General features: G+C 43.6%; 42 protein-coding genes. 5 read left to right on the top strand and 37 right to left on the bottom strand.

What is annotated here, in order from left to right:
• Window positions 1-62: 62 nt before the first annotated feature.
• Together RM049_RS11875 and RM049_RS11870 are read right to left on the bottom strand one after the other, a co-directional pair.
• Window positions 63-881, bottom strand: a complete 819-nt coding sequence (locus tag RM049_RS11875; protein ID WP_322704302.1) for an Rpn family recombination-promoting nuclease/putative transposase — start codon at window positions 879-881, stop codon at window positions 63-65.
• Between the two features lie 34 nt (window positions 882-915).
• On the bottom strand, window positions 916-1413 hold the full coding sequence (locus tag RM049_RS11870; RefSeq protein WP_322704301.1) for a hypothetical protein: 498 nt from the start codon (window positions 1411-1413) through the stop codon (window positions 916-918).
• A gap of 78 nt (window positions 1414-1491) precedes the next feature.
• Here RM049_RS11870 and RM049_RS11865 point away from each other — a divergent pair, with 78 nt between their 5' ends.
• Window positions 1492-1761, top strand: a complete 270-nt coding sequence (locus RM049_RS11865; protein WP_322672238.1) for a hypothetical protein — start codon at window positions 1492-1494, stop codon at window positions 1759-1761.
• The gene (locus RM049_RS11860; RefSeq protein ID WP_322684800.1) at window positions 1691-2230 is read left to right on the top strand and encodes a hypothetical protein; all 540 of its coding nucleotides are present in this window, start codon (window positions 1691-1693) and stop codon (window positions 2228-2230) included. The genes RM049_RS11865 and RM049_RS11860 overlap by 71 nt, the downstream gene beginning before the upstream one ends.
• A gap of 759 nt (window positions 2231-2989) precedes the next feature.
• On the opposite strand, the gene RM049_RS11855 is transcribed toward RM049_RS11860, so the two are convergent.
• Together RM049_RS11855 and RM049_RS11850 are read right to left on the bottom strand one after the other, a co-directional pair.
• A complete protein-coding gene (locus RM049_RS11855) occupies window positions 2990-3448 on the bottom strand; it encodes a DUF29 domain-containing protein (RefSeq protein WP_322672236.1) in 459 nt (152 codons plus the stop codon).
• 203 nt (window positions 3449-3651) lie between these two features.
• The gene (locus RM049_RS11850) at window positions 3652-4014 is read right to left on the bottom strand and encodes a helix-turn-helix domain-containing protein (RefSeq protein WP_094328443.1); all 363 of its coding nucleotides are present in this window, start codon (window positions 4012-4014) and stop codon (window positions 3652-3654) included.
• 240 nt (window positions 4015-4254) lie between these two features.
• Here RM049_RS11850 and RM049_RS11845 point away from each other — a divergent pair, with 240 nt between their 5' ends.
• Entirely contained in the window at window positions 4255-4701 is a 447-nt protein-coding gene (locus tag RM049_RS11845; protein WP_322690980.1) for a hypothetical protein, read from the top strand.
• Between the two features lie 9 nt (window positions 4702-4710).
• On the opposite strand, the gene prfA is transcribed toward RM049_RS11845, so the two are convergent.
• The 32 genes from prfA to rplC all read right to left on the bottom strand — a co-directional run bounded on the left by prfA (window position 4711) and on the right by rplC (window position 23012).
• Window positions 4711-5808, bottom strand: a complete 1098-nt coding sequence (prfA, locus tag RM049_RS11840; protein WP_322704300.1) for a peptide chain release factor 1 — start codon at window positions 5806-5808, stop codon at window positions 4711-4713.
• Window positions 5809-5911: 103 nt separating this feature from the next.
• A complete protein-coding gene (gene rpmE, locus RM049_RS11835) occupies window positions 5912-6154 on the bottom strand; it encodes a 50S ribosomal protein L31 (RefSeq protein WP_322704299.1) in 243 nt (80 codons plus the stop codon).
• Between the two features lie 186 nt (window positions 6155-6340).
• Window positions 6341-6757 carry a 30S ribosomal protein S9 gene (gene rpsI, locus RM049_RS11830; RefSeq protein WP_104906415.1) on the bottom strand — a complete coding sequence of 139 codons (417 nt, stop codon included), beginning with the start codon at window positions 6755-6757 and terminating at the stop codon, window positions 6341-6343.
• Entirely contained in the window at window positions 6757-7212 is a 456-nt protein-coding gene (rplM, locus tag RM049_RS11825) for a 50S ribosomal protein L13 (protein ID WP_322672303.1), read from the bottom strand. The genes rpsI and rplM overlap by 1 nt, the downstream gene beginning before the upstream one ends.
• Window positions 7213-7347: 135 nt before the next feature.
• Entirely contained in the window at window positions 7348-8196 is an 849-nt protein-coding gene (truA, locus tag RM049_RS11820; RefSeq protein ID WP_322704354.1) for a tRNA pseudouridine(38-40) synthase TruA, read from the bottom strand.
• Between the two features lie 117 nt (window positions 8197-8313).
• Window positions 8314-8664 (bottom strand): 50S ribosomal protein L17, encoded by a 351-nt coding sequence (rplQ, locus tag RM049_RS11815; protein ID WP_100901254.1) that lies wholly within the window; start codon window positions 8662-8664, stop codon window positions 8314-8316.
• A gap of 31 nt (window positions 8665-8695) precedes the next feature.
• Entirely contained in the window at window positions 8696-9643 is a 948-nt protein-coding gene (locus RM049_RS11810) for a DNA-directed RNA polymerase subunit alpha (protein WP_322672233.1), read from the bottom strand.
• Complete coding sequence (locus tag RM049_RS11805; RefSeq protein ID WP_292725304.1) at window positions 9624-9758, bottom strand: hypothetical protein; 135 nt, start codon at window positions 9756-9758, stop codon at window positions 9624-9626. The genes RM049_RS11810 and RM049_RS11805 overlap by 20 nt, the downstream gene beginning before the upstream one ends.
• A 287-nt stretch (window positions 9759-10045) precedes the next feature.
• Window positions 10046-10441 carry a 30S ribosomal protein S11 gene (gene rpsK / locus RM049_RS11800; protein WP_069070761.1) on the bottom strand — a complete coding sequence of 132 codons (396 nt, stop codon included), beginning with the start codon at window positions 10439-10441 and terminating at the stop codon, window positions 10046-10048.
• 54 nt (window positions 10442-10495) lie between these two features.
• Window positions 10496-10876, bottom strand: coding sequence for a 30S ribosomal protein S13 (gene rpsM / locus RM049_RS11795; protein WP_104906411.1), 381 nt, complete (start codon window positions 10874-10876; stop codon window positions 10496-10498).
• A 115-nt stretch (window positions 10877-10991) separates the two neighbouring features.
• Entirely contained in the window at window positions 10992-11105 is a 114-nt protein-coding gene (rpmJ, locus tag RM049_RS11790) for a 50S ribosomal protein L36 (RefSeq protein ID WP_015129703.1), read from the bottom strand.
• A 117-nt stretch (window positions 11106-11222) separates the two neighbouring features.
• Window positions 11223-11447 carry a translation initiation factor IF-1 gene (gene infA / locus RM049_RS11785; protein ID WP_006276978.1) on the bottom strand — a complete coding sequence of 75 codons (225 nt, stop codon included), beginning with the start codon at window positions 11445-11447 and terminating at the stop codon, window positions 11223-11225.
• 227 nt (window positions 11448-11674) lie between these two features.
• Window positions 11675-12229 (bottom strand): adenylate kinase, encoded by a 555-nt coding sequence (locus tag RM049_RS11780; protein ID WP_322684761.1) that lies wholly within the window; start codon window positions 12227-12229, stop codon window positions 11675-11677.
• 2 nt (window positions 12230-12231) lie between these two features.
• Window positions 12232-13542 (bottom strand): preprotein translocase subunit SecY, encoded by a 1311-nt coding sequence (gene secY / locus RM049_RS11775; protein ID WP_104906409.1) that lies wholly within the window; start codon window positions 13540-13542, stop codon window positions 12232-12234.
• A 74-nt stretch (window positions 13543-13616) separates the two neighbouring features.
• Window positions 13617-14060, bottom strand: coding sequence for a 50S ribosomal protein L15 (rplO, locus tag RM049_RS11770; protein ID WP_322704298.1), 444 nt, complete (start codon window positions 14058-14060; stop codon window positions 13617-13619).
• A 102-nt stretch (window positions 14061-14162) separates the two neighbouring features.
• Complete coding sequence (gene rpsE / locus RM049_RS11765) at window positions 14163-14690, bottom strand: 30S ribosomal protein S5 (protein WP_322672230.1); 528 nt, start codon at window positions 14688-14690, stop codon at window positions 14163-14165.
• Window positions 14691-14783: 93 nt separating this feature from the next.
• Entirely contained in the window at window positions 14784-15146 is a 363-nt protein-coding gene (rplR, locus tag RM049_RS11760; RefSeq protein ID WP_322665909.1) for a 50S ribosomal protein L18, read from the bottom strand.
• Between the two features lie 2 nt (window positions 15147-15148).
• Entirely contained in the window at window positions 15149-15697 is a 549-nt protein-coding gene (gene rplF, locus RM049_RS11755; RefSeq protein WP_322704297.1) for a 50S ribosomal protein L6, read from the bottom strand.
• Window positions 15698-15808: 111 nt separating this feature from the next.
• Window positions 15809-16210, bottom strand: a complete 402-nt coding sequence (gene rpsH / locus RM049_RS11750) for a 30S ribosomal protein S8 (protein WP_094349096.1) — start codon at window positions 16208-16210, stop codon at window positions 15809-15811.
• Between the two features lie 20 nt (window positions 16211-16230).
• Window positions 16231-16779, bottom strand: coding sequence for a 50S ribosomal protein L5 (gene rplE / locus RM049_RS11745; protein ID WP_322704296.1), 549 nt, complete (start codon window positions 16777-16779; stop codon window positions 16231-16233).
• A gap of 103 nt (window positions 16780-16882) precedes the next feature.
• Window positions 16883-17236 (bottom strand): 50S ribosomal protein L24, encoded by a 354-nt coding sequence (gene rplX, locus RM049_RS11740; protein WP_069070771.1) that lies wholly within the window; start codon window positions 17234-17236, stop codon window positions 16883-16885.
• Window positions 17236-17604 (bottom strand): 50S ribosomal protein L14, encoded by a 369-nt coding sequence (rplN, locus tag RM049_RS11735; protein WP_099101129.1) that lies wholly within the window; start codon window positions 17602-17604, stop codon window positions 17236-17238. Before rplN ends, rplX begins: the two co-directional genes overlap by 1 nt.
• Before the next feature lie 46 nt (window positions 17605-17650).
• Window positions 17651-17899 (bottom strand): 30S ribosomal protein S17, encoded by a 249-nt coding sequence (gene rpsQ, locus RM049_RS11730; RefSeq protein ID WP_094349093.1) that lies wholly within the window; start codon window positions 17897-17899, stop codon window positions 17651-17653.
• A gap of 6 nt (window positions 17900-17905) precedes the next feature.
• A complete protein-coding gene (gene rpmC, locus RM049_RS11725) occupies window positions 17906-18133 on the bottom strand; it encodes a 50S ribosomal protein L29 (RefSeq protein WP_289799262.1) in 228 nt (75 codons plus the stop codon).
• A 3-nt stretch (window positions 18134-18136) separates the two neighbouring features.
• Window positions 18137-18562 carry a 50S ribosomal protein L16 gene (rplP, locus tag RM049_RS11720; protein WP_012410718.1) on the bottom strand — a complete coding sequence of 142 codons (426 nt, stop codon included), beginning with the start codon at window positions 18560-18562 and terminating at the stop codon, window positions 18137-18139.
• A gap of 80 nt (window positions 18563-18642) precedes the next feature.
• The gene (gene rpsC / locus RM049_RS11715) at window positions 18643-19425 is read right to left on the bottom strand and encodes a 30S ribosomal protein S3 (RefSeq protein ID WP_322690978.1); all 783 of its coding nucleotides are present in this window, start codon (window positions 19423-19425) and stop codon (window positions 18643-18645) included.
• A gap of 51 nt (window positions 19426-19476) precedes the next feature.
• A complete protein-coding gene (gene rplV, locus RM049_RS11710; protein ID WP_069070777.1) occupies window positions 19477-19833 on the bottom strand; it encodes a 50S ribosomal protein L22 in 357 nt (118 codons plus the stop codon).
• Between the two features lie 108 nt (window positions 19834-19941).
• On the bottom strand, window positions 19942-20220 hold the full coding sequence (gene rpsS, locus RM049_RS11705; RefSeq protein ID WP_012410721.1) for a 30S ribosomal protein S19: 279 nt from the start codon (window positions 20218-20220) through the stop codon (window positions 19942-19944).
• Between the two features lie 113 nt (window positions 20221-20333).
• Complete coding sequence (rplB, locus tag RM049_RS11700) at window positions 20334-21197, bottom strand: 50S ribosomal protein L2 (RefSeq protein ID WP_322672226.1); 864 nt, start codon at window positions 21195-21197, stop codon at window positions 20334-20336.
• A gap of 154 nt (window positions 21198-21351) precedes the next feature.
• Window positions 21352-21666 (bottom strand): 50S ribosomal protein L23, encoded by a 315-nt coding sequence (locus RM049_RS11695; protein ID WP_069070779.1) that lies wholly within the window; start codon window positions 21664-21666, stop codon window positions 21352-21354.
• Complete coding sequence (gene rplD / locus RM049_RS11690) at window positions 21659-22297, bottom strand: 50S ribosomal protein L4 (RefSeq protein ID WP_322672225.1); 639 nt, start codon at window positions 22295-22297, stop codon at window positions 21659-21661. The genes RM049_RS11695 and rplD overlap by 8 nt, the downstream gene beginning before the upstream one ends.
• An 82-nt stretch (window positions 22298-22379) precedes the next feature.
• On the bottom strand, window positions 22380-23012 hold the full coding sequence (gene rplC, locus RM049_RS11685; protein WP_289799260.1) for a 50S ribosomal protein L3: 633 nt from the start codon (window positions 23010-23012) through the stop codon (window positions 22380-22382).
• A gap of 269 nt (window positions 23013-23281) precedes the next feature.
• Here rplC and RM049_RS11680 point away from each other — a divergent pair, with 269 nt between their 5' ends.
• Window positions 23282-23449, top strand: a complete 168-nt coding sequence (locus RM049_RS11680) for a hypothetical protein (RefSeq protein WP_322701269.1) — start codon at window positions 23282-23284, stop codon at window positions 23447-23449.
• A gap of 592 nt (window positions 23450-24041) precedes the next feature.
• Window positions 24042-24518: an NAD(P)H-quinone oxidoreductase subunit N gene (locus RM049_RS11675; protein WP_322672223.1), complete on the top strand. Its 477-nt coding sequence runs from the start codon at window positions 24042-24044 to the stop codon at window positions 24516-24518.
• A 105-nt stretch (window positions 24519-24623) separates the two neighbouring features.
• On the opposite strand, the gene RM049_RS11670 is transcribed toward RM049_RS11675, so the two are convergent.
• Window positions 24624-25097, bottom strand: a complete 474-nt coding sequence (locus RM049_RS11670) for a GNAT family N-acetyltransferase (RefSeq protein ID WP_322672222.1) — start codon at window positions 25095-25097, stop codon at window positions 24624-24626.
• Window positions 25098-25303: the final 206 nt, after the last annotated feature.

Here is a 25303-nt window from a genome sequence, read left to right as displayed (position 1 = left end):
AAAGTCTGGAAGCAGCAAACCAAATTTGGCTTGAGCCACGGATAAAATTTACCACATCTATCTTAAGGCTGACTTTGTGCTACTTGTCTGACTTCTTCGACATTCAAATCTAACGCCTGTGCTACTTGTTCTACAGTCAACCCTGCTGCCAACATTGCTGGTACTGCTTTAAGTTTCCCTTGTTCAATGCCTTGTTCAATGCCTTGTTCAATGCCTTGTTCAACACCTTCCTGAAAAGCTTCCTGATAAAATCTGGTTTGCTTTAACTCGCTTAAGCTAAACATTTGCTCGATCTCCTCCCTACTCATTGTGGGAAATTTGTAAGCCAATATAGTCTCTATAAATTGTAATAATTGCTGCTGTTTTGGTGGTGAATTTATCTCTGACTTAGTTCTGTCTATCAACTCTCTTGCTTGGACAATTGCGATATCGTCAGCTGCAATTACTAATTTAGCAGTTGCAATGCCAATTGGAAGCGATGCACCTTCACCTAATTCATCCAAATAAATGCGCCTGACGCGCTCACTTGTGAAAAACTCACGGTAATGTTTTATATTGCCTGTATCTACGTTCCTATTTGGGTATAAAACCACAGCACCCCAGTCATTTAATGGTTGATTCTGACGGAGGTATAAACATATTTCTGCAATTAGCCGTGAATAAATTTCCCCATCAGCTTGAAATTGCACTTCAACAAAGTAAATCGGGTTCTCGCTTCCTTGTGTAGGCAGAAATACGCCATCGATTCTGAAGGCTGTTTGTTTGATTTCAACTGATGAAAATTGATAAAGGCTAGCTGATTCTGGAGGATTACCAATAAGTTCAAAGAAGATATCAGGAAATTCTTGAAACAGTCGATAAAAGATGATGTCTGTTTTCACAATTTTATATCATTTGAAAATTTTGATTTGCTGTTCATGTGTTACTTCCTTCTTCAGAACCATCTCGCACTTTCAGCAATTGCTCTTTTGCCATCCCTAATATACGTGAAAGGGGCGCTAACAAACTATCATCAAATGCTTCTCCAGCATAAATATTATTCAGTTCCGTAGGAGATAATTTAAAGGTATCGCAGAATTTTACAAACTCCTGGTTACTCAAATCAAGCTCTTTTTGCCTATCTTGAAGTAAAACTGCTATCGCTCTAGTTCCATACTTTGGACGTTCACTAATTTTCACATATTTTTCCATTAAATAATATACTTTCCTGGTATCGCCTCCCAGTTTTTTAATTAAATCAGTACAAGCCATTTTTAGTGCTTTTTTTAAAACTTCTTCTTCATTTAAAAACTTAATAATTTCGCCAGCATATTCTGGTTTAAAAAATCCCACTAAATCACCTTTATGGTAAACTGGGATATAAGGCTCATTTGATTCAAAATGCCAATCTAATGGTTCGTTGCGTAGTGACATAGCTGCACCCCTAAATATTTTAAGATTGCACCATTTTAAAACCATTTATTCCTTAACTGCCAGTAAAATACTCTAGCTTTGGCGATTAGAAATCGCAGCTATACAGACAAAACACACCTCTGTGGGTTCCAACTTGCTGGAACCCATGCAGACGGACTTAGTTTGTACAGCCATTACGTATTTCTACCAGAACCTTTAACTCAGCCAAAATTAGCGATGCGATCGCCTCGCTCATTACCAAGGTTCCAAGCGATTGTGTTCTACAAAATAATTATCGATGATTACAAAACTGACATCTCAACAAGAAGAATCCATCGCATCTTATCAGCAAAAATGGAGAGCGATTAATTTATCTATAGAGCGTATAAATCGCAATAGAGTATTGGCTGTACTAGAAGATGTATACAATTTTTATGCTGAAAGTTTTACAATGCCTGAAATCACTTTTTTTGAGAGTCCGTATGCTGCTTTTAGTGCTGAGTTAAGACTTGCAACAGCTAACTTCAACGGTCTTAGTGATGATGAAATTATTAATCAGGTAGCTAGCTTACAAACTATTTGTGGCGAAGGTCAACCAAGAACTGATTTATGGTGGGATTTAAATACGGAATTATATCCAAGCGGACTGAATCCTCAAATCAGTCTAGAAATTTGGAAAGTTTTAGATGAAAATCTTACGGATAAAGTAGGTAGTAGAATTCATACGCAATTATGGAATGTTTTATGGGATTGGCTTTGCGAAAGGTTAAGTAGTGAGTTGAAAGATTGTCCTGACGCTTTTGGTCGTTTTTACGATAACTTTATTTATCCTGATTAGGAATGGGCAAGCTATGCTGGACTATTCGACTATTGCATCAATGAACTAGATTGCCAGCATAACCAGGAGCAATGGCAGGTTTACAAAGATTTATGTACTGAGTGTGGTTGGTGGTTTATACCAATGCCTATACATTACATAATTTGTGATAGACCTACAAAATTACTGCTTGATAATTACGGCAAACCCATGCTGATGGAGAAACTGCAATTCAGTTTGCTGATGGTTTCGGTTTATACGCTCATCACGGTAAAGTTGATTCAATTTGTTTTCCCTAAAGTTATTTACTCTGTCTTGTCGTCAAAGGTCAGGCTCAAACCCAACGAACTAAGCATCCCGTTGTCAAGAAACTGTCAAAATCAACACCAATAAACAAAAAGCAGCGTAAATTTTCTTAGGCTTTAAGAATTTAACTCAGTTTGTAAAATAACTGCGGTAATTTATGATGCCTAATTTTTTATTCTCCCAAAATTTACGCTAACACTTATTTTTTGTCCAAAGTCCAATAATAATCGGGGGAACAATATTGAGTTTCGCAATGTTCCTTTTCCAAATTGAGGAAGTTTGACTAAGTAGGTGTGTGCAATTAACTTTTAGTAGCTTTTCAATCAGTACAACGTTTTCATGTCAATCTATTTATATATTTAATTCAGCTTTAATTCAGCCCACCTACTTACTTACAAATATTGGGCATCATCTGTTAGATCAAGGGATAACGTGTCTCTAAATAACAAATGAGCGTCATAAAAATAGTAGGAATTATCCTTCCCATTCTTGACGAGTATCGCACAGAAAATTGTCTGCGATCGCATCATCAAATAAATACGGGCAATGCTCTGGAAAAGTTCGTAATGGTAAATTAGTTTCTCGTAACGCCAAATCCACTCCCGCTTCAAAGCCATCTAACAAGGCTTCTTCTGTTCGAGACTTTAAACTGGGGTTCTGTCGTAAATGCCTATGGATGGCGCGGCGCTGTTCTCGAATTGTTAAAAACCAACTGCGAGAGCGTTGTTCGGGTTGATACTCCCACTTCAAGAGATGACCGAGTAATACACTCAGACGGCTCACGAGTTCCCGATACTCCTGTCTCCCTAAAGCTTGAATTTCCTCTTGCAGGTGTTGCCAGTCCAGTTCCATAACTAGCCTCTGCTCTAACGCTTTAGCCTGCTGCTGTGTCCAGCCATAGAAGTCTTGGTCATACAAAAAAGGTTTGTCCATAGAGTTAAGAAACGAGAGCTATAGCGCTTCTGGGTTCAGTCCAATACAGACCTAACCCCCAGCCCCTTCCCTACAAGGGAAGGGGAGTAAAATTCAAAGCCTCTCTCCTTTTAGGAGAGAGGTTTGGAGAGAGGTCAGAGTGTATTGCATACAAACAAGAAACGTTATATTTTAATGATTTAAATTCAATTCTGAACAAATATTCAACTAGCCTTCGCCTCATCCCCGGATGCTTCAGCCACAGCCGCCAATCTCTCCGCCGCAGCTTGGACAATTTGAGCCACTTGGGCCAAAGGCATGTGCTGGATTTGTCTAAGAATCAGACTCAAATCTGAGGTTTCTGGAATTGGCTTGCCATCTATACAGCTGATTAACTCTTCCATTGTGTAGCCTGCTTTCGATGCGATTCGAGCCAAATTTTCTGTATCTGGAACCTTCACACCTTTTTCCCACATCTGAACAGCAGTAGCAGATACCCCCAAAAGCTTACCAAATGCTCGCTGACTCATTGAACCGCGAGCTAGTTTAATGATTTCAATCAGTTTTTGTTTGCTTTCGATCTTCACTGCTTATATAGCTAGCCAACTGTATTTACAAGTTTACTTTCAATAATACAAGTTTACTTTTATATTGACAGCCTTGTGTTTTAGTACTAAACTATATCTCTGGTTGTAAATCGGCAACTATAGGCATCAAGCTAGTAGACTAACCCATCTATCTTTAACCAACCCAAAAAACTTAGTTTGCTACGGCGCTTGTGCTAGTAGCTCAACTTTGCTGCGAAAAAATAATATCGAAGGTGCATCATGTTTCGCAAGCCACGCAAAATTAACCAATATCGCCGCAAAGGTAAAAATCTTATAGCTACTAATAAAATTAAACCAGAACAGTGGAACATTTCTGATGCAGAAACCAAAGAAGCTTTAAAAGTTAAAGGCTACGATGTTAAGCAAATCAAAAAAATCCACCTTCTGAAGCATCAAGTGTGTATTTCTTACTGGGATGCAAAAGGCAATATATGCAGCAGCTTTTTTAGCTATCGGATTTTTGCGCGTTGGCAAGAAGAAGCCCAAAAGTTAATTTATACCTGTCAAACCCTGAAGGAATGGGCAAAGCTAAATTACGTCATGAAGTACGAATTTGCCTATTACCATTATCCCTGTGAAATGGAAGATGCACTCCACAGGATACTAGAAAACCACCTGTGTGTGTTAAAAGCAACAGTACAACAAGTGGTTTTACAGGAATCTTAATAGCAAAAATTAGTTAGCGGCAGAAGTCGCTAACTCCGCGAGACGTTCTTGTTGGTCTAGAGATATACAAGATTGGATAAGCGTTTCTAAATCACCATCCAAAACAGGGTTAAGAGAATAATTCTGACCTAAGCGGTGATCGGTAGCGCGGTTATCTTTATAATTATAGGTGCGAATTTTTTCCGATCGCGATCCAGTACCAACCTGCGATCGCCGCATGGAAGTAACAGCTTCTTGTTGTTCGCTTAACTTGATTTCATACAACTTCGCCCGCAGAATTTGCATCGCCCGTTCTTTGTTTTGCAACTGGCTGCGTTCTTCTGTACAGAAAATGCGTATTCCCGTTGGTTTGTGCATCAAATCAACGGCTGTTTCCACCTTGTTGACGTTTTGTCCACCAGCACCGCCAGAACGAGCTGTAGTCATTTCAATATCTTTCGGGTCAATGTGAATTTCCACATCATCCACCTCTGGCATAATCGCCACGGTAGCTGTGGAAGTATGAACCCGTCCCCCAGATTCAGTTGCCGGCACGCGCTGCACGCGATGCACTCCAGCTTCAAACTTTAACTGGCTGTAAACATCATTACCTTTAATTTCGAGAATGACCTCTTTCCAGCCACCCATTTCTCCGCGAGACTCGCTCACTAGAGAAACTTTCCAACCTTGAGTCTGGGCATAGCGGGTGTACATCTGCATCAAATCGCCAGCCCAAATACTTGCTTCATCGCCACCAGTACCAGCGCGAATTTCCAACATGATATTCTTTTCATCATTGGGATCGCGTGGTAAGAGTAAGACTTTCAAGCGAGACTCTAAATGTTCTATTTTTTCTTCAAGTTCTTTTACTTCCAGTGCTGCCATTTCTTGCAACTCTGGGTCACTCGCAGATTCTTTGTAAACCTGACGCGCTCCACTCAAGTCTTCTTGGGCTGTTTTCCAAATTTCATAAGTATTAACGACCTCTTCCAAAGAAGAACGAGACTTAGCAATTTCTTGATACTCATCAGGATTGCTAGCGGTATCGGGGTCGCCAAGACGACGTGTTAATTCATTAAAAGTTTGTTCAACGGATTTTAGTTTGTCCAGTAAGTATGATTCAGCCATAACGATTGCGATCGCTCCTTAAAAAATAACAAATTGGCTCGAGCATATAAATGAAAATCGACCCAGCTGATGCAGGGCCGTCGTTAACAGCAGAGCCAACCCGCTACTTTTTGTTTTGATCGTCGCTAGATGTTTGAGTGCTGCTCATGCCGTACTTACGGAGGAAGCGCTCTACTCGACCTTCAGTGTCAATAATCTTCTGAGTGCCGGTGTAAAATGGGTGATTTCCAGACCAAACATCTACATGCAATTCTGGCTTTGTAGAGCCAATGGTCATAACAACTTGACCGTTGCAGTAAACTTTAGCATCTGGATACCACTTGGGGTGAATATCAGCTTTAGCCATTGTTCCTTTTGTGATGAATCTATCTTTATCAATTATAACTTTCAGGTTTCAATTGGAGCTAGGGATTAGGGACTGGGGACTAGGGATTGGGGACTGGGAAAGAGATAAAAAACCGACTTTTCCTAATACTCAATCCTTAATACCTAATTTACTCTACCCAGTATCCAGTACCTAGTCCCCAATCGCTTATCGCTTAGAGTACTGAGGTGCTTTCCGAGCTTTATGTAAACCATATTTCTTCCGCTCTTTTGCTCTGGGATCGCGAGTCAAATAACCTTCGGTTTTCAAAGGTGGGCGGTTGTCTGGGTCGAGTTGGCACAAAGCACGAGCAACTCCCAAGCGAACAGAATCAGCCTGTCCGGTCAAGCCGCCGCCTTCTGCTTTTACCAAAATGTCATATTCGTTTTCTAATCCTAGAGTTTCCAGGGGTGCTTTAATCACTCCCAGGTAGTTGGGGTTGAATTGGAAATACAAGGTTCCATCTTTACCGTTCACAATCAGTTGACCGGTGCCTGGAACCAAGCGTACCCGTGCTACTGCGTTCTTACGACGGCCAGTACCCCAGTATACGGCGCGACCGCTATTAGCATCTGCTACTACCATTAATTTTCTTCTCCAGGAATTGTACTAACTTTTAGTTCTTTAGGTTTTTGAGCATCATGAGGATGCGTAGGCCCAGCGTAAACTTTCAGCTTGGTGAACAACTGCTTACCGAGGCTATTTTTAGGTAGCATACCTTTAACAGCTTGTTCTAAAATCCGCTCTGGTATGCGCTCTTGCAGTTTAGCGAAAGTTTCGGTTTTCATCCCACCAGGGCGACCAGAATGGCGGCGGTAAAGCTTTTGAGTGCGCTTTTTGCCTGTAACTGCTACTTTCTCGGCATTGATGACGATTACGAAGTCACCTGTATCTAAATGAGGCGTATATTCGGGTTTCTTTTTGCCTCTTAATACCTGAGCGATTTCGCTGGCGAGGCGACCGAGGCGTTTATCGGTGGCATCTACTATGTACCACTCACGCTCAAGGGTTGCTTGAGAAGGAAGGTATGTTTTAACTATTGTCATTTGTCATTTGTCCTTTGTCATTTTTAATTTGTCATTAGTCATTTGTCCTTTGTCATTTGTTATTTGTCCTTTGTCCTTTGTCAGTTGTCCTTAGTTATTCACTAATGACCAATGACTAATGACCAATGACTAATGACCAATGACTAATGACTCTTGACTAGTGACGAACTTTGGCAAGGTGTCGTACCAAATCTCTTTTGGAAAGGGAAAATCGGGATAGCCGACTCGCAACAAGCACAAGCCTTGAGGTGGTGCGGCATATTTCACTTCTTCCCGACGTTCTTGTTTCCAGAGTTCGGTGAAGCTAGAAAGTGTTCGTTCTCCAGAACCTACTTGTACCAGCATCCCTACCAACAGCCGTACCATGCCATACAAAAATCCATCTGCCTGTATTTCAATATGGATAAATGGCCCACTGCGACGACACTCTGCTGCTTGCACCTCTACCCAGGAATGCGATCGCTTTGAGCCTGCACGGTGAAAAGCAGCTAAGTGATGCTTTCCCAAGAGAGGTTTCAAGGCAGCTTGGATTAAAGATTCATCCAGGGGTGCATAATAATAATGCCAACTGAAGGGTCTTACAAACAAGTTAAGCCGATCTTCAGTATATATTGTGTAGCGATACCGTCGATAGGCTGCACTAAAGCGAGCGTGCCAACGGTTATCGACACTAGCTGAAGCCCTGATTAATATATCTGGCGGCAGGTAGCTGTTGAGGATTGTTGCCCACTTGTGAGGCGGAATAAAACCTGTTGCTTCAAAATGGGCTACTTGAGCAGCAGCATGAACTCCAGAATCGGTTCGCCCAGCACCATGTAGTGTTACATGATACCCAAGAATAGTCGCGATCGCAATTTCGATCTCTTCTTGGACTGTCCGGTGTTGTTTTTGCCGTTGCCAGCCATGAAAATGAGTGCCCAGGTATTGGATTACCAAGGCTACTCGATGAGTTTGTGTCGGCTGGGGGCTTTCTAACATACAGATTTTGTCCTTTGTCATTTGTTTTTTGTCATTTGTCTTTTATCAGTTGTCCTTTGTTATTCACTAATGACCAATGACTAATAACTAATGACCAATAACCAATGACTAAATGACTTAAACCAATTCAATTATTGCCATTTTTGCATTATCACCCCGACGCGGTACGGTATGCAGGATGCGAGTATAACCGCCCTGGCGATCGCCATATCGAGTAGGAGCTTGCTCAAATAGAGCGTGAACCAGTTGTTTGTCGAAGATATAGCCAAGAGCTTCGCGGCGTGCCGCCAAGGAGCCATTTTTAGCTAGGGTAATCATTTTTTCCACTTCACTGCGGAGAACTTTCGCTCTAATTAAAGTGGTGGTAATCTTACCATGACGGATCAACTCGGTGGCGAGCGATCGTAGTAAAGCACGACGTTGATCGGCTGGTTTACTGAGTTTTTTGACGCGACAACGGTGACGCATAATTATGCACTATGAATTATGAAGGTTTTTCTTAAGGGTGTTTCGAGCCTCTTTCCATTGGCAGGGTGATGCCCAAGCGTCGCTGCAAAGCTTCCACGACTTCTTCTGCTGACTTCTGCCCAAAGTTCTTAATTTCTAAGAGGTCTTCTTGGGTATAATCCAACAAATCTGCCACAGAGTTAACTTGTGCCCGTTTGAGACAGTTATATGCCCGCACAGAAAGTTGCAACTCTTCGATGGGTATCTGGGCAGTTGGGTCGTCTGGAATATCCGAACCTGTGTCTGTTGGTTCTAGGGAGATGTCCTTCAACGGGTTGAATAAATCTACCAAGATCGCAGCAGCAGAAGATAGTGCTTCTTGAGGAGAAACACTGCCATTTGTCCAAACTTCCAACAGTAGTCGGTCTTTTGGAATCAAGCCTTCCCCACGAGATTCTTCAACACTGTAGTTGACTTTTCGCACTGGCATAAATATCGAGTCGATTTGAAGAAAATCCAACGATGTGGCTTCTTCACGTCCTCGCTCTACAGTGCGATAGCCTTTGCCTTTCTCGATCCGAAATTCCATTTCCAGCTTTCCACCCTCAGCGATGGTGGCTACATACTGGGTCGGGTCGATGATTTCTACTTCACTGGGCAAATCAAAATGCGCCGCAGTGATTGTTGTTGGACCGGTAACGAGTAATCTCCCAATCTGAGGCTGCGAAGAATAGTTTTTCAGGATAACTTCCTTCATTCTCATGAGGATTTCCAGCACATCTTCCCGCACGCCCGGAACTGTAGCGAATTCATGTGAAACGCCCGCAATCCGCACTGCTGTAACTGCTGTACCTTCTAAATTAGACAGTAAAACCCGCCGCAGTGCGTTGCCAACAGTTGTTCCTTGACCGCGTTCTAGAGGTTCCAATACAAATTTGCTGTAATGGTTCCGACTTTCTTCGGTATTCGACTCTACACATTCAATTTGAAACTGCGCCACGGATGAGCCTCCCTTTTTCTAAGGTGCTGCTAGCAGACAAATCAATTGCCTCCAGAATTGACTGCCAATTTTCGATTTTGGACTTTGGATTTTGGATTGTGCTTCTTTCGTTCATGCTCCACCTCTTAATTATTGGCGGAACAAATCTTAAATCATCAACTTAAAATCCACGAGGCCCAGCACCCTTATAGTCGGGTTCAATCTAAAATCGCAAACCTAAAATCCAAAATTGATTAATAATATTTTGGGTAGCCCGAAGTTTAGCAGCTTTCCCGACGGGAAAATCTGACGTGCTTCTGGTCGCCCAACCTTTAACTCAATGACAGTTTGAACGTTAGACGCTCAAGTGGTCATTGCTGGCTGTAACTTTTCGTCCTCACTGCCCAGCCCAAGTCTTGGTATTTAAACTCGACGGCGCTTGGGTGGACGACAACCATTGTGAGGAATCGGGGTAATATCCCGAATCAGTGTAATTTCCAGTCCTGCTCCTTGGAGTGCTCGGATAGCGGTTTCTCTACCTGCTCCTGGACCACTGACCATTACCTCAATTTGGCGCATTCCTTGATCGATAGCTCGGCGAGCTGCACTTTCAGCTGCGGTTTGCGCTGCAAAGGGAGTTCCCTTTTTTGCTCCCTTAAAACCGCTAGAACCAGCGCTAGCCCAGGATATGACATCTCCATTTTGATCGGTAATGGTGACAATGCTATTGTTGAAAGTAGACTGGATGTATGCCATTCCACTGGGTACATTCCGTTTCTGCTTCTTGCTCCCGGTTTTTTTAGTTGGTTGTCTCGCCATACTTGTTTAGTTGATTTAAGGTAAAACTTGCTCGGATTAGCAAGCGTTGCAAAATTATTTCCCTGGAGCCTTCTTCTTCCCGGCCACTGTCTGCCTTCTGCCTCTACGGGTTCTGGCATTGGTGCGAGTTCTTTGTCCTCTGACTGGTAAGCCCATACGATGACGACGACCTCTGTAGGTACCAATGTCAACTAAGCGCTTGATGTTCAAAGACTCCAAGCGCCGCAAGTCGCCTTCAACTTGATAGTTGGTTTCTATTTCCCCTCGTAGGGCTGTCACATCGGCATCACTTAAGTCCTTAACGCGAGTGTCTGGGTTCACACCAGTAGCCGCTATAATTTCTTGAGAACGTGATAAACCAATTCCATAGATGTAAGTCAGACCGATCTCGACGCGCTTATCGCGTGGAAGGTCTACTCCGGCAATACGTGCCACAATGAACTCTCCCTATTGTTCTCGCAATTACTGTTGGTTGGAAAAACGTGATTAATCGCGTCTTTTCGTTTTAATGATGATATGCGTCCTGCAACTAGCTCTATTGGTAAGAGCGTTATCCTTGACGTTGTTTGTGCTTGGGGTTCACGCAAATCACCATAACGCGACCACGACGTTTGATCACGTTACATTTTTCACAAATTTTCTTGACAGAGGCTCTAACTTTCATGCCTTTTATTTTTTGACTCCAAATATAAAATTATAGCATTTTTAGGAAAATTAATCCAGTTAAATGACTAAGAAACAGTCAAAAAAATGGTTTTATGGTATAATTCTCTACATATAGTTACTTCTTTCGTAGTCGATAGGTGATTCTGCCTTTGGTCAAGTCGTAGGGGGTTAACTCTACCTTGACGCGATCGCCGGGCAAAATCTTGATATAATTTCGGCGAATCTTGCCGGAAATGTGTGCTAGCACATTAAAACCATTGTCCAAGTCAACGCGAAACATCGCATTGGGCAAGGACTCTGTAACCGTGCCTTCCATTTCAATCAAATCTTGCTTAGACAATTTGTTTTTTCCTCAACTCAACAATTTCGTGTTCAGTTGCAGCGCTTCATCTGCAAAGAAACACATTTTAAGAAATATATCAACAGTTTATTAATATATCTTAGCTAAAATTGATCTTTTTTTTGTAGAAGGGCATGGGGCATGGTGCATTGGGCATTGGGAAAGAATTACTGTAGGTAGCTCCTCCCATACTTCCTTGTCTCCCTCATGCCCTCGCCCTTTCTTTTTCAGGAAGCGATTACCTTTTGTAGTTCATTAGTGACATCTTCTTGGGACTGATTGCCATTGACTGTTAGGAGTTTTTTGCGATCGCCATAATAATCAATTAAAGGTGCAGTTTCCGCGCGGTACACTTCTAAACGACGACGAATCACTTCTTCAGTATCATCTTTTCGTCCTCTAGCTAGCAAACGCGCGATGACAATTTCATCTGGTGCATCTAAATTGACTACCTTTTCGCCACCTTGATATATTGCTTCGAGTAACTTCTCCAAAAAAGCTGCTTGGGTCACTTTTCGGGGAAAGCCATCAAGAATCCAACCATTTTTGGCATCTGGTCGATCGAGGCGTTCCTGTACCAAGTCCTGCACTAGCTGGTCAGGTACTAACTCGCCGCTATCAACATAGCTTTGAGCTTTTATTCCTAAAGGAGTCTGCTCTTTCATGGCTTGTCTTAATATTTCACCAGTAGAAATATGGGGGATATTCAAGTGTTCAGCCAAAGTTTGAGCTTGTGTTCCTTTACCCGCTCCAGGTGGTCCCAAGAAGATTAATCGCGTCACTATTATTTCACCATTCCTTCATAGCGCTGAGAGATGACATAAGTTTGGACTTGTTTGGCTGTCTCAATTGCCACACCAACTAAAATCAACAAAGATGTCGCACCGATGCCCCGGAAAGTTTTTACATTCAAAGCGCTTTCCACGGCTGTGGGGATAATAGCGACGAAGCCCAAAAAGATCGCACCCAAAAAAGTTAGTCGGTTGGACACGCGTTCGATATACTCGCTAGTTGCCTTGCCGGGACGAATTCCAGGAATACTAGAACCCATTTTCTTCAAGTTCTGTGCTACATCTACTGGGTTGAGAATCAACGAAGAATAGAAGTAGCTGAAGAAAACAATGGAAATCATGTAGACCAAGGCATAGACCCAAGAGCTAGAACCGCTTGGACTCAAATAAGTGTTAACTATATTCGCCAAATCGGCATTTTTAGTAAAATTGGCGATCAGCAGTGGCAAACTGAGGATGGCAGCAGCAAAAATAATTGGCATCACACCGCCTTGATTTAGCCGCAGTGGCAAATAGCTACGCTGCTCGGCTAAAACTCTCCGACCTACTTGGCGACGAGCCGAAATAATTGGGATGCGGCGCATTCCTTCCTGAACAATCACAATACCAACAATTGTTGCGAGGAAAACTAAGATCAGGACGATTACGCGACCCACTGCTTCCCGACCGCCGACTTGCACCAAGTCGATGGTATCTCCTAAAGCTTTTGGTAATGACGCAACAATGTTGACAAAAATCAACAAAGATGCCCCGTTTCCAATACCCCGTTCTGTAATTAGTTCTGATGCCCACATGACGAACATAGAACCAGCAGTCAGAGCGATCGCAGTTTCAGCGACAAAGATTGGCCCTGGCTTTAAGGCGAATTGCTGGAGGAATAATGCCGAAAAAGCTGTACTTTGAAGAATTGCCCAACCTACAGTGACATAGCGGGTAATTTGCGATATTTTTCGCCGACCTGCTTCGCCTTCATTTTTCTGTAAATTTTCTAAAGATGGAATCGCCGCAGTAAGCAATTGGATGATAATAGACGCATTAATGAAGGGCAAAATTCCTAAAGCAAAGACTCCCAAAGTCGAAAGTCCTCGCCCGGAAAATATATCCAATAAGCCAAATATGGAATTACTGCCCGATATGGCTTCGGCAAATCTTGGTCTATCAATCCCTGGAACGGGTAAGAAAATACCCAGGCGAACCAAAATTAAAATACCGACGGTGACAAGCAGCCTACCTCTGAGACCAGCTGCCTGCGCCATCTGCATAAAAGTTTCTTGAGCCGTTGGGGCTTTATCTCGACTGATCATAGAGTGCTACCTTTATAGTGAACCAAGCACTGGCAGCGAGTTGGCTTGCATTTAAGTGCGCTGTTCCGGCTCACTCATAAGACTTCACAACTACCACCAGCTGCCTCAATTTTGCTACGAGCTGAACCTGTGAAAGCTGCCGCTTGTACCTTGAGCGGAATGCTCAATTCCCCGTCACCTAAAATTTTCAATGGCCCTTTGACAGCAGTCAGGATACCTGCGGCTTTCAATGAGGTCAAAGTTACTTCCGTATTCGCGGGAAGAGAGGCTAGCTTCTCTACATTAATCGTAGTGTAAATCCTCTGATTAACAATCGGAAAGCCCTTCAGTTTAGGTAGGCGGCGGTACAATGGCTGTTGACCACCTTCAAAACCTGGTCGAGTCCCGCTACCAGAACGAGATTTTTGACCACGCATACCTAGACCTGCACTAGCACCTTGACCAGCAGAAATACCTCTAGCTACACGGCGCTTACGTTTCTTTGAGCCTTTTTGCGGCTTAACATCATGGAGTCTCATAAGTTATCAAGTTCTCATTTGTCGTTTCTCATTTGTCATTTGTCATTTGTAGTTGGTCATTTGTTCAGAACAAAGGACAACTGACTAAGGACAAATGACTAATTAAATGTAGAGACTTTCAATAGGAATACCGCGATCTTCCGCGACTTCAGAAAGAGTCCGCAATGTAGATAAAGCATTGACTGCTGCTCTAGCATTATTGAGCGGATTGTTGGAACCAAGTTGCTTGGCTAAGATGTTACGAACTCCTGCCAATTCCAACACAGTCCGCACAGCACCACCAGCAATTACCCCAGTACCAGGTGCGGCTGGACGCATAATCACTTTTGCACCGCCACCGACACCATTAATGGGATGGGGGATGGAGTTGGATTTAGTAATTGGGATATCAATGAGGTGTTTTTTGCCGTCAGCTACGCCTTTTTTAACTGCGCCAATTACATCTGAAGCTTTGCCTACTCCGACTCCAACTTGACCGCGTTCGTTACCAACGACAACGATCGCTCGGAAGCTGAGTTTTTTACCACCTTTGACCACTTTACTTACGCGGCGGATTTGGATAACCCGCTCTTGCCAAGTGGTTTCTTCTTTTTTGGCACGCTTTGTTCTACTTTTACGCTCTGTTGCCATAATCTATGCTCTGGTGAACGTCATTTGTCAGTTGTCATTTGTCATTTGTCCTTTGTCATTTGTCCAATAACTAATGACTAATGACCAATGACTTTAGAAATCTAAACCAGCTTCGCGTGCTGCATCAGCTAGTGCTTTGACACGACCATGATATAAGTTACCACCACGATCAAAGACTACTTTGGTGATGCCTTTTTCTAGCGATCGCACTGCAATCAACTTACCAACTTGTACCGATGCATCGCGGTTTGCACATGACGCTAAACTAGATTTCAACTCTGGTTCTACAGTCGATGCGGCCACGATGGTTTGATGTTGAGTATCATCAATTACCTGGGCATAAATATGCTCATTAGAACGAAATACCGCTAAACGGGGACGTTCTGGGGAGCCAACAACTTTGCCACGAACGCGTCGATGACGACGGTTTTTTGATTCTCTACGAGTAAGTTTCATTTCTACTTCTTACCACCCTTACCAGTCTTACCAGCTTTCCGTCTGACTACTTCACCGGCATAGCGGATGCCTTTACCTTTGTAAGGTTCTGGTGGACGAACAGCACGAATTTTGGCGGCTGTGTTACCGACGATTTCTTTGTCATAGCCGCTAACAATGACGTTAGTGGTACCTTCTACGGCAAACTGAATTCCATCTGGTGGTTCAATTTGCACTTGATGGCTATAACCCATATTTAAAATTAGGTTACGCCCTTGAATTTGTGCCCTATAACCCACACCTTGAATTTCCAAACGGCGCTGAAAACCTTGAGAAACTCCCTCGACCATGTTGGCAACTAAAGTGCGGCTCAAGCCGTGCAATTGCTTCGATATCCGAGTTTCATCCCGACGATTTACGTGTAATATTTCCCCCTCTTGAGAGAGTGAGACATTATCTCTGAGAGTGCGAGAAAGTTCTCCTTTCGGGCCTTTCACCACAATATTCGTACCATCGATCGCCACTTGAACTTTGGCGGGAATAGTAATTGGACGTTTACCAATACGTGACATGACTTTTTGTCCTTTGTTATTTGTCCTTTGTCCTTTGTCCTTTGTCCTTTGTCTTTCACTAATAACAGACTAATGACCAATGACTAATGACCAATGACTAATGACCAATGACTACCAAACGTAACAAAGTACTTCGCCACCCAAGTTCTGACGCCGCGCTTCGCGGTCAGTCATAATGCCACTGGATGTAGAAATAATGGCAATGCCAATGCCGCCTAGTACTCTTGGTAATTCTTTTCGATTTGAATAAACACGCAAGCCAGGCTTACTCACTCGCTTTAAAGCGGTGATCAGAGGCTGACGGTTTTTTCCCTTGTATTTCAGGGAAATCACCAGATTGCGTTTTACCCCTTCTTCTGCTTCTTCGATTTCAGCAATAAAGCCTTCCTCCCGTAGCACTTTGGCAATGCTCCGGGTCAATTTTGTCGCTGGCACTTGTGTAGTTTGATGCCGCGCCAGGTTGGCATTGCGGATGCGCGTCAGCATATCTGCAATTGTGTCGTTAGCCGCCATCGTTCCCTCTATAGATGAACTTATTGATCGCGAAAGGGCATTCCTAATTCTTTAAGTAAGGCGCGTCCCTCTTCGTCGTTTGTTGCTGTGGTGATGATGGAAATATCCATCCCACGTACTTGATCGATGCTGTCGTATTCGACTTCTGGAAAAATTAGCTGTTCTCTCACACCTAGAGTGTAGTTACCGCGTCCGTCAAAGCTTTTGGGGCTAACGCCGCGAAAATCTCGAATTCTAGGTAGTGACAGGCTAACTAACCGATCGAAAAAGGAATACATCCGTTCGGCTCTGAGAGTAACCATGATCCCCACAGGCATCCCTTGACGAATCTTAAAGCCAGCGATCGCCTTTTTCGCCCGTGTCACCACTGGTTTTTGACCTGTTACCACGGCAATCTCGTTGATAGATGCCTCTAGTGACTTCGCATTTTGAGCTGCTTCACCCAAACCTCGGTTAATCGTAACCTTTACTAACTTCGGTACTTGATGAACGTTGGTATATTGAAACTGATTAATCAGTTTGGGGACGATCGTCTCTTGATATAAGGTTTTGAGTCTTGTTGTTGCCATAGTTTTTTGTCCTGATATCCCTGGGCTTGGTCAGGGAAGCTTTAATTTTTGATTTTAGATTTTTGATTAAATTTAAAATCTAAAATCTCAAGTTGACTAATTCTTATTTATCGAGAATTTCGCCAGTTTTCTTGAGTTTTCTAACCTTTTTGCCTTCTGAGGTAAAGGTGTAACCAACACGACTGGCAACGTTTTGCTTGGTGGAATAAAGCATCACATTGGAGCTATGAATCGGGAATTCTTGGGTAATAATTCGCCCTGATTCCCCTTCTTGCTGGGGTTTAACGTGCTTGGTTTTAATGTTGACACCTTTGACGATAACTTTACTCAGTTGGGGAAGTGCCTGAGTAATTTCGCCAACTTTTCCTTTGTCTTTACCAGCAATCACTTGTACGGTGTCGCCAGTTTTGACGTGCATTTTGTGGAATACTTTGGGCGTACCCTGTTTGGTTGCCATTAAAGCACCTCCGGAGCCAGAGAAACAATTTTAGTGAAGTTTTTATCGCGCAGTTCCCGTGCAACTGGGCCAAAAACCCGTGTGCCTCTGGGATTACCGTCTTTGTTGATGATTACAGCAGCGTTATCATCAAAGCGAATACTCATGCCGCTGTCACGATTTACAGCTTTCCGAGTCCGAACAATTACTGCTTCTACCACATCAGACTTTTTTACAGCCATGTTGGGTGTAGCATCTTTGACAACTGCGATAATTTTATCGCCAATAAAACCATAACGACGGTTGCCTCCGCCTAAGATGCGGATGCACATCAGTTTGCGGGCGCCGCTATTATCTGCGACATTCAGGTAAGTCTGGGGTTGAATCACAATTATTCTCCCTTGTAATGTTGTTAGTTTCTAACAACGATGAGGTTTAAGTAGGCTTGACGTTCAGGACTTCTGTGATTTTCCAGCGCTTGGTTTTACTCAGGGGTCTAGTTTCCTGAATGCGAACGCGATCGCCTACTTTACACTGATTTTCTTCGTCGTGAACTTTATATCGTTGGGTGTTAACCACAATCTTGCCGTACTTGGGGTGAGGAGCGCGGTTTTCTATGGCAACTACCACAGTTTTTTGCATTTTATCGCTCACTACCAAGCCAACTCGTTCTTTAACTGCCATAATCTCCTACTTTGCTTCTTTAGCCGATTGACTTGCTGCCCGTTTGCGTTCTGTTTCTAGCGTCAGCAATTGGGCTAGGCGGTGGCGCAATTGTCGAAACTGGTGGGGTTTTTCTAATTGTCTGGTGGCTTTTTGCAAGCGCAATTGAAATAGTTGTCTTTTGATCGCGACAATTTCATCAGAGAGCTTCTCGTCGCTTAATTCTCTAGCTTCTGAAATTTTGGGAAGAGGCATAAGCTACTCCTGCTCCTGTGGTTGAGAGCGCACAATAAACTTAGTTTTGATGGGCAGTTTAAATGAAGCCAAACGCATCGCTTCACGAGCGATTTCTTCAGAAACCCCACCGATTTCAAACAAAATTCGTCCTGGCTTGACTACAGCTACCCAAAACTCTGGATTACCTTTACCAGAACCCATCCGGGTTTCAGCAGGACGCATGGTTACAGGTTTATCAGGGAAAATCCGAATCCAGATTTGTCCACCCCGACGAATATAACGAGTCATTGCCCGACGGGAAGCCTCGATTTGACGCGAGGTAATCCAAGCAGGTTCTTGAGCTTGGAGTGCAAAATCACCGAAGTTGAGGGTACTACCACGGGTGGCTAGTCCTTCCATCCGTCCCCGCTGTTGTTTGCGGAATTTAGTTCTTCTAGGGCTTAACATGGTTTGTCATTTGTCATTTGTCATTTGTCATTTGTCATTTGCCATCTGCCATTTACTAATGACTAATGACTAATGACGATTTATCCTTCATTTGAGCGGTCTTCAAATTGCTGGCGACGACGTTGTTGTTGACGGCGACGGGGTTCACGATCGCGATCGCGGGGGTCACGTTCGCGATCGCGGTTTGCTGGTGGTAACGGATCTGGTTCCTGTCCAGGAATAATTTCTCCCTTAAACACCCATACTTTGATACCCAAAATGCCGTAAACAGTTTTTGCTGTGCAATAAGAGTAGTCAATGTCAGCCCGTAAGGTATGTAAAGGTACTCTACCTTCACGAGTCCACTCTGTCCGGGCAATTTCCGCACCGTTGAGGCGACCGCTAACTTGGATTTTAATACCTTGGACGCCAGCGCGTTGGGCACGTTGAATTGACTGTCTTACTACCCGCCGAAAGGAAACGCGGCGTTCCAATTGTTGAGCAATGTATTCAGCAATTAGGTAGGCATCAGCATCAACCCGTTGAACTTCAACTACGTTAATGCGGATTTGACGATTACTACCCAACAGTCCTTGGAGTCCGGTACGTAAGGATTCAATACCTTGTCCACCGCGACCCACTACTACGCCAGGTCTAGCTGTGCGTACTTCTAAGTCGATTTGGTCGGCTTTGCGCTCAATCCGTACTTCGGAAATTCCGGCGTTGTTTTGAGCTTGTCTACCCAGCTTTTGTTCTATGTATTGACGGAGTTTGTGGTCTTCTTGGAGAAGTTCTGGATAGCGATCGGGAACAGCAAACCAACGGGATTGATGTTCATGTGTAATACCCAGGCGAAAACCAACTGGATGAATCTTTTGTCCCACAAATGCTTCCTCTAAAATTTCTTACTTTACGCAATTTATTGGTTAACGTGCTTATTTTTCTGGAGCAGCTGCAACAGCTACGGTAATATGACACGTCGGTTTGCGAATTTGGTAAGCTCGACCTTGCGCTCTTGGTTGGAAGCGCTTTAACGGCGGCCCTTGATCGGCATAAGCCTGAGTAATCACTAGTTGAGTCCGATCTAACCCAGCATTGTGTTCGGCATTGGCAGCAGCGCTTCTAAGAACCTTCAATATGGGTTCAGTAGCGCGATAGGGCATGAATTCCAGGATGATTAACGCTTCTCGGTAAGATCGCCCGCGGATTTGATCGAGTACCCGACGCACCTTGTAAGCCGAGATGCGGATAAAACGAGCGATCGCTTTTACTTCAGTAGTATTAGTAGCCATAATTTTCTCCAATTTTGTCCTTCGTCTTTCGTCCTTTATCCTTTGTCCTTTGTCGAAAGTTAATAACTAATGACCAATAACAAATGACAAATGACCAATGACTAATAACTACCTACCTGCTTTCTTGTCGCTTTTTCCATGACCCCTGTAGGTGCGTGTCGGGGCAAATTCACCCAACTTATGTCCTACCATCTGTTCATTTACAAAAACAGGAACGTGTTGGCGTCCGTTATGAACAGCTATAGTGTGACCTACCATTAGGGGCAAAATTGTCGAAGCTCGTGACCAAGTTTTAATAACTTCTTTTCTGTTGTTATCGTTGAGCTTTTCAATTTTCTTTAGGAGATGATCCGCAACAAAAGGACCTTTTTTTAGAGAACGACCCATAGTTCAATTTTGGATTTAGGATTTAGGAATTACAAGTGAGGAGTGAGGAGTTAGTAATTAGGAGTTAGATTTTACTCTCAACTTATAACTCTTAACTCTTAACTCCTAACTCTTTAAGACTCACGACCACCGCGACCGCGTTTAGAAGACTTACGACGACGACGCACAATCAACTTGCTGCTAAGTTTCTTGCGATTGCGTGTTTTCGCACCCAATGTGGGTTTACCCCAAGGTGTAACAGGCCCCGATCTTCCGATAGGCGCTCTACCTTCACCACCACCATGTGGGTGATCCACTGGGTTCATGACGCTTCCTCTAACTTTAGGACGACGACCTTTCCAGCGATTTCGTCCGGCTTTACCTGCACTCAGGTTTCTCGCATCGGTGTTGCCTACTTGCCCAATGGTGGCGTAGGACTCGCGTCGAATCAAGCGGACTTCTCCTGAAGGCAACTTGAGAGTTACATAATTACCTTCTTTTGCCACAACTTGAGCGCTAGCACCAGCAGCACGGACAATTTGACCACCTTTACCAGGGGTCAGTTCTACGTTGTGAACACTAGTACCCAAGGGAATCTTCGAGAGCGGTAACGCATTACCATCTTCAAAGGGAGCTTCCGGTCCAGAAATAATTATTGTTCCAACTTTCAACCCGTTGGGGTGAAGGATGTACCGTTTTTCGCCGTCTTGGTAATACAAAAGGGCAATTCTGGCGTTACGGTTAGGATCGTATTCAATTGCTGCGACTTTTGCCGGAATATTATGTTTATCCCTTTTAAAGTCGATTATCCGATAAAGCTGTTTGTGTCCGCCACCCCGGCGACGACTAGTAATCCGCCCGTGATTATTCCGACCTTTGGCGCGATGCTTCGAGGTAGTTAAGGATTTTTCTGGTTCGCTTCTGGTAATTTCCGCAAAGTCAGAGATTGTAACTTGGCGAGTGCTGGGGGTATAAGGGCGATAAGAACGAGTACCCATAATCTATTTTGGATTTTGGATTTTGGATTTACTTAATTTTGGATTTTGAACTTTTGATTTTGAATTTAATGAGTGTTTAACTAATTGCCACCATTTTCGGTACTTATTCAGTCAACTCCTCAATCTAAAATCTAAAATCTAAAATCTAAAATTTTTAGACTTCTGGGAATAGAACTTGTCTAATCTTGTCTTCATCCCCAGGTGCGACTGTAACAATGGCTCGCTTATATTGGGGTTTATAACCAATAAATTTACCAACGCGCCGCTTTTTGCGCGGTGGTAGAGTGGTGTTGACTTTTACAACCTTGACCTGAAACAAGTCTTCGATCGCAGCCTTGATTTCTGGCTTAGATGCCTTTGGAATTACTTCAAAGGTGTACTTATTTTGCTCCATCAAGATTGTCGCTTTCTCGGTGACGATTGGGCGACGTACTAAGTCGGCAAGGTCGCGGGGGTCAAAGCTAGGCACTGTAGACCTCCTGAATTTTTTCTAGGGCTGATGCCGTAACTACAATTTTGTCAGCGTGCAGTAAATCAAAAACATTTAGCTGGTCAGCTGCAATTAGTTTTAAATTTTCAATGTTGCGGGCTGATAAATAAACGTTATCTGTATCCGCAATTTCAGACAAAATTAACAGTGCCTTGCTTTCTGGTACTACTCCCCAACGGGCAAGCGCTGCTACTAATTCTTTAGTTTTGGGGCGAGATAGCTCGGTGCTAAATTCTTCTACTACGATCAAGTCGTCAATGCGGCTGACAAATGCTGTCCGCAGTGCTAAACGCCGCTCTTTGCGGTTCAATTTGAGGTTGAAGTCTCTGGGTTTTGGCCCAAATATTACACCACCACCACGCCACAATGGCGAACGAATAGACCCTGCACGAGCGCGACCTGTGCCTTTTTGCCGCCAAGGTTTACGACCGCCACCCCTGACTTCCGCACGAGTTTTTGTGCTGGCATTTCCTTGACGAGCATTGGTCAATTGCCGTACTAAGGCGCGGTGCACAATATGAGACGCTGTTTCTTCTTTGGCAGTGCGCAACTCGAAGGTCGTCTCGCCGACCTGTTCTCCTTGCCAATTTTTAACTACGCTTTCAACCATTTTTGTTATTTGTCCTTTGTCATTTGTCAATTGTCTTTTGTCTTTAGCCAATGACTACTGACTAATGACTACTGACTTTTGACTATCCCACTATTTTTGCAGGCACAACACTTACTAGAGCGCCTGGTTTACCAGGAATGGCTCCTTTAATTAGCAATAAGTTGCGTTCTGGGTCAACTCGCACTATGGTCAGTTTGCGGATTGTAATACGTTTTCCACCTAAACGACCTGCCATCCGCTTACCTGGATAGACACGACCGGGTGTTGTACCAGCACCAATAGAACCGGGTGCTCTGTGGTTTTTGGAACCGTGTGACATTGGCCCGCGACCAAAGTTGTTGCGCTTCTGGTTTCCCGCAAAACCGCGACCGATGCTTGTACCGACGACATCGACAATTTGACCAGCGCTAAAAATATCTGCTTTAATCTCTTGACCTAAAGCATAATCACTAGAGCTATCGGTGTGATATTCATTTAAGTGACGCAATGCTGGGGCAGATGATTTAGCCAAATGGCCCAATAATGGTCTGTTTAGTGCCTTGGGTTTGACTTCGCCATAACCAACTTGAATGGCAAAGTAACCATCGGTTTCTTTCGTTTTAACTTGTGTAACGGTGCATGGCCCTGCTTGAATGACAGTTACAGGAATAGACACTCCTGCTTCGTCAAATATTTGGGTCATGCCCAGCTTGGTGCCGAGAATACCTACAGACACAGTAACTGGTTCTCCTTCTACTTGCTGACCTTGGAATTGGACTCTAGAGGACACGCTTTGTACGCATCAGTTTAGGCTGGGTTAGCCTGCGAAATTTGGAATGGCTTTAGTAAACCGCTCCAAATGCTTTTGGACACAACAAACCGTGTCCTTACTGCTTGGTAAATCTGTTTAGCTTCACTCATTAGATCGCTAGAACAGCCACAAGTCTCTTCTCGTTGGGAAGGAGTAACTTCTGGAATCAATGCAAGGCGCTACAGCTTTAAGCTGTGTGCAGCAATGCTTTTGTCCAAGCAATTGCTCTGGCACTTTCTGGAGGCAGCGCTGTCGGCAGGTTTTCCGATTTGTACACGCCTGATATAGCGGCTTCTTGGAGATTGGCTACTTGCCGTGTTGCAGTTGGACTTAAGCGGTTACTACCGCCCAGTATCCGTTAACTGAGACTGACGTAATGCCATGAAACCAACATTGCTGCTCAGTCTTTACTTCCTTAAACACTTTAAACTATTGTTTAAGCTTTTGCCTGCTTTTTTAGAGGCACAGGAGTAAACGTACCTTGGAGCTTAGGATTAACTTTAGTTATTTTTCCATAAGCTCTAATATTGACCTGAAAGCTTTCTTAGTTTACCAGTCTACGATCGCTCTGAGCTAGATTATCCAATTTGGATTTAAGTCATCAGCTTTTGATGCTAACACTACCTCAGAATGACAGTAAAAAGTTAACCTAATTTGCGTTTTTGGTCACAATCTAATAATATAAATTATTTATTTATGTTTGTCCAGTAATTTATAGAGCTATTTTTAGGGAGTAGGAAAGAAGCAAGGGAGCAGGGCGCAGGGGGCAAGGGGGAGAAATCAATTCAAAATTCAAACATTTTAGAACTCTGCCTCCTGCCTTCTGCATCCTCTTTCCCCTCTGCTTCCTGCTCCCTGCCCCTCTGCCTCTTCTCAATACCGAAAAAAAATGCTTTTAATCTATCGGTTCAGGGTAAATAATAGAAATATCTAAGTGGGATAAGACGAAAATCTATGGCACTAATTACCACTGGCAACGGTTTAATCCGCGATCTGGAAAAGTTTGGCGCTCTGGGAGTGTATGTACCTCTAGAAGGAGGTTATGAAGGTCGATATCAGCGCCGACTACGGGCAGCTGGCTATACTACCCTCCACATTACTGCTAAAGGACTGGGTGATTTAGCTGCGTATCTCACAAGAATTCATGGAGTCAGACCTCCTCATCTTGGAAAAAAAAGCACTGGTAGCGGTGCCGCAGTAGGTCATGTGTACTATTTACCCCCAATTCTCAATTCTCATCTAGAACAGCTACCACCAAAGTCTAAGGGGCTGGTCTTGTGGATTATTGAAGGGCATATTCTTTCTAATGAGGAACTTGAGTATTTGACGAATTTGCCTCAACTAGAACCACGAGTGAGAGTAATCATTGAGAGGGGTGGCGATCGCGCTTTCCGTTGGACTTCTCTAGAAAAAACTCTGTTAGCTAGCTAACACTTACAAAAGTGAGGAGTGAAAACTGCAAAAGTGAGGAGTGAAAAGTGAGGAGTTAAAAATTTAAAACTTCTAACTCCTAACTCCTAACTCCTAACTCATAACTCATAACTCTTTTAGCATTTCAATAATGCTGAATCGAAAACCGCAAGATGCAAATAACCGCCGTGAAGCCTCGTTAGCAATTGCTGTATCTAGCCGAATTTGCTTGACGCCCATCTGATGAAAGCGTTCAATACTTAGCATCACCATCTGCCGCGCAATTCCGTTTTGGCGATATTCCGGCTCGACCCAGATATCATGAATAAAAGCAAATTCCTGTAACCGATAAATTGGTATTTCTCGCTCAACTGTTGCTACCAGAAACCCTACAATTTGCCCTTCATTTTCGGATACTAGAAATATACTGCGTCCATCGCCGCTATTTGCCAAACGCATCAACCATTGCTCATAACGCTGTTCTGGATGCGGTAGAAAACCATATTTGGCGGAATCCCAAGACTCATGCAAAGCACAAATTTTGGCAACCATTGGTAAAACTGTGGGTACGTCAGTTATTGTGGCGGGGCGGATCAGCATAAGCTTTCAAGCACAAAAAGCACAAACAAGAAAGAATGCCTTTCAGTGAGGTATTAGTTTTTATTCACTTACTCAGCCAAGATTATCGTTTTGTTGAGCCTGAGCGTCATAAACTTTGGAAAACTTTGTTTTTAGGATGGGAGAAGGGCTGGGCATGGTTTGAACAAGGGCGATGTCTATGTGGCTGTCTGAAATGGTTATAAGGT

This window comes from Nostoc sp. DedQUE04, assembly GCF_034530995.1.
GTDB lineage: Bacteria > Cyanobacteriota > Cyanobacteriia > Cyanobacteriales > Nostocaceae > Nostoc.
This window is presented reverse-complemented; position numbering and strand designations above follow the sequence as displayed.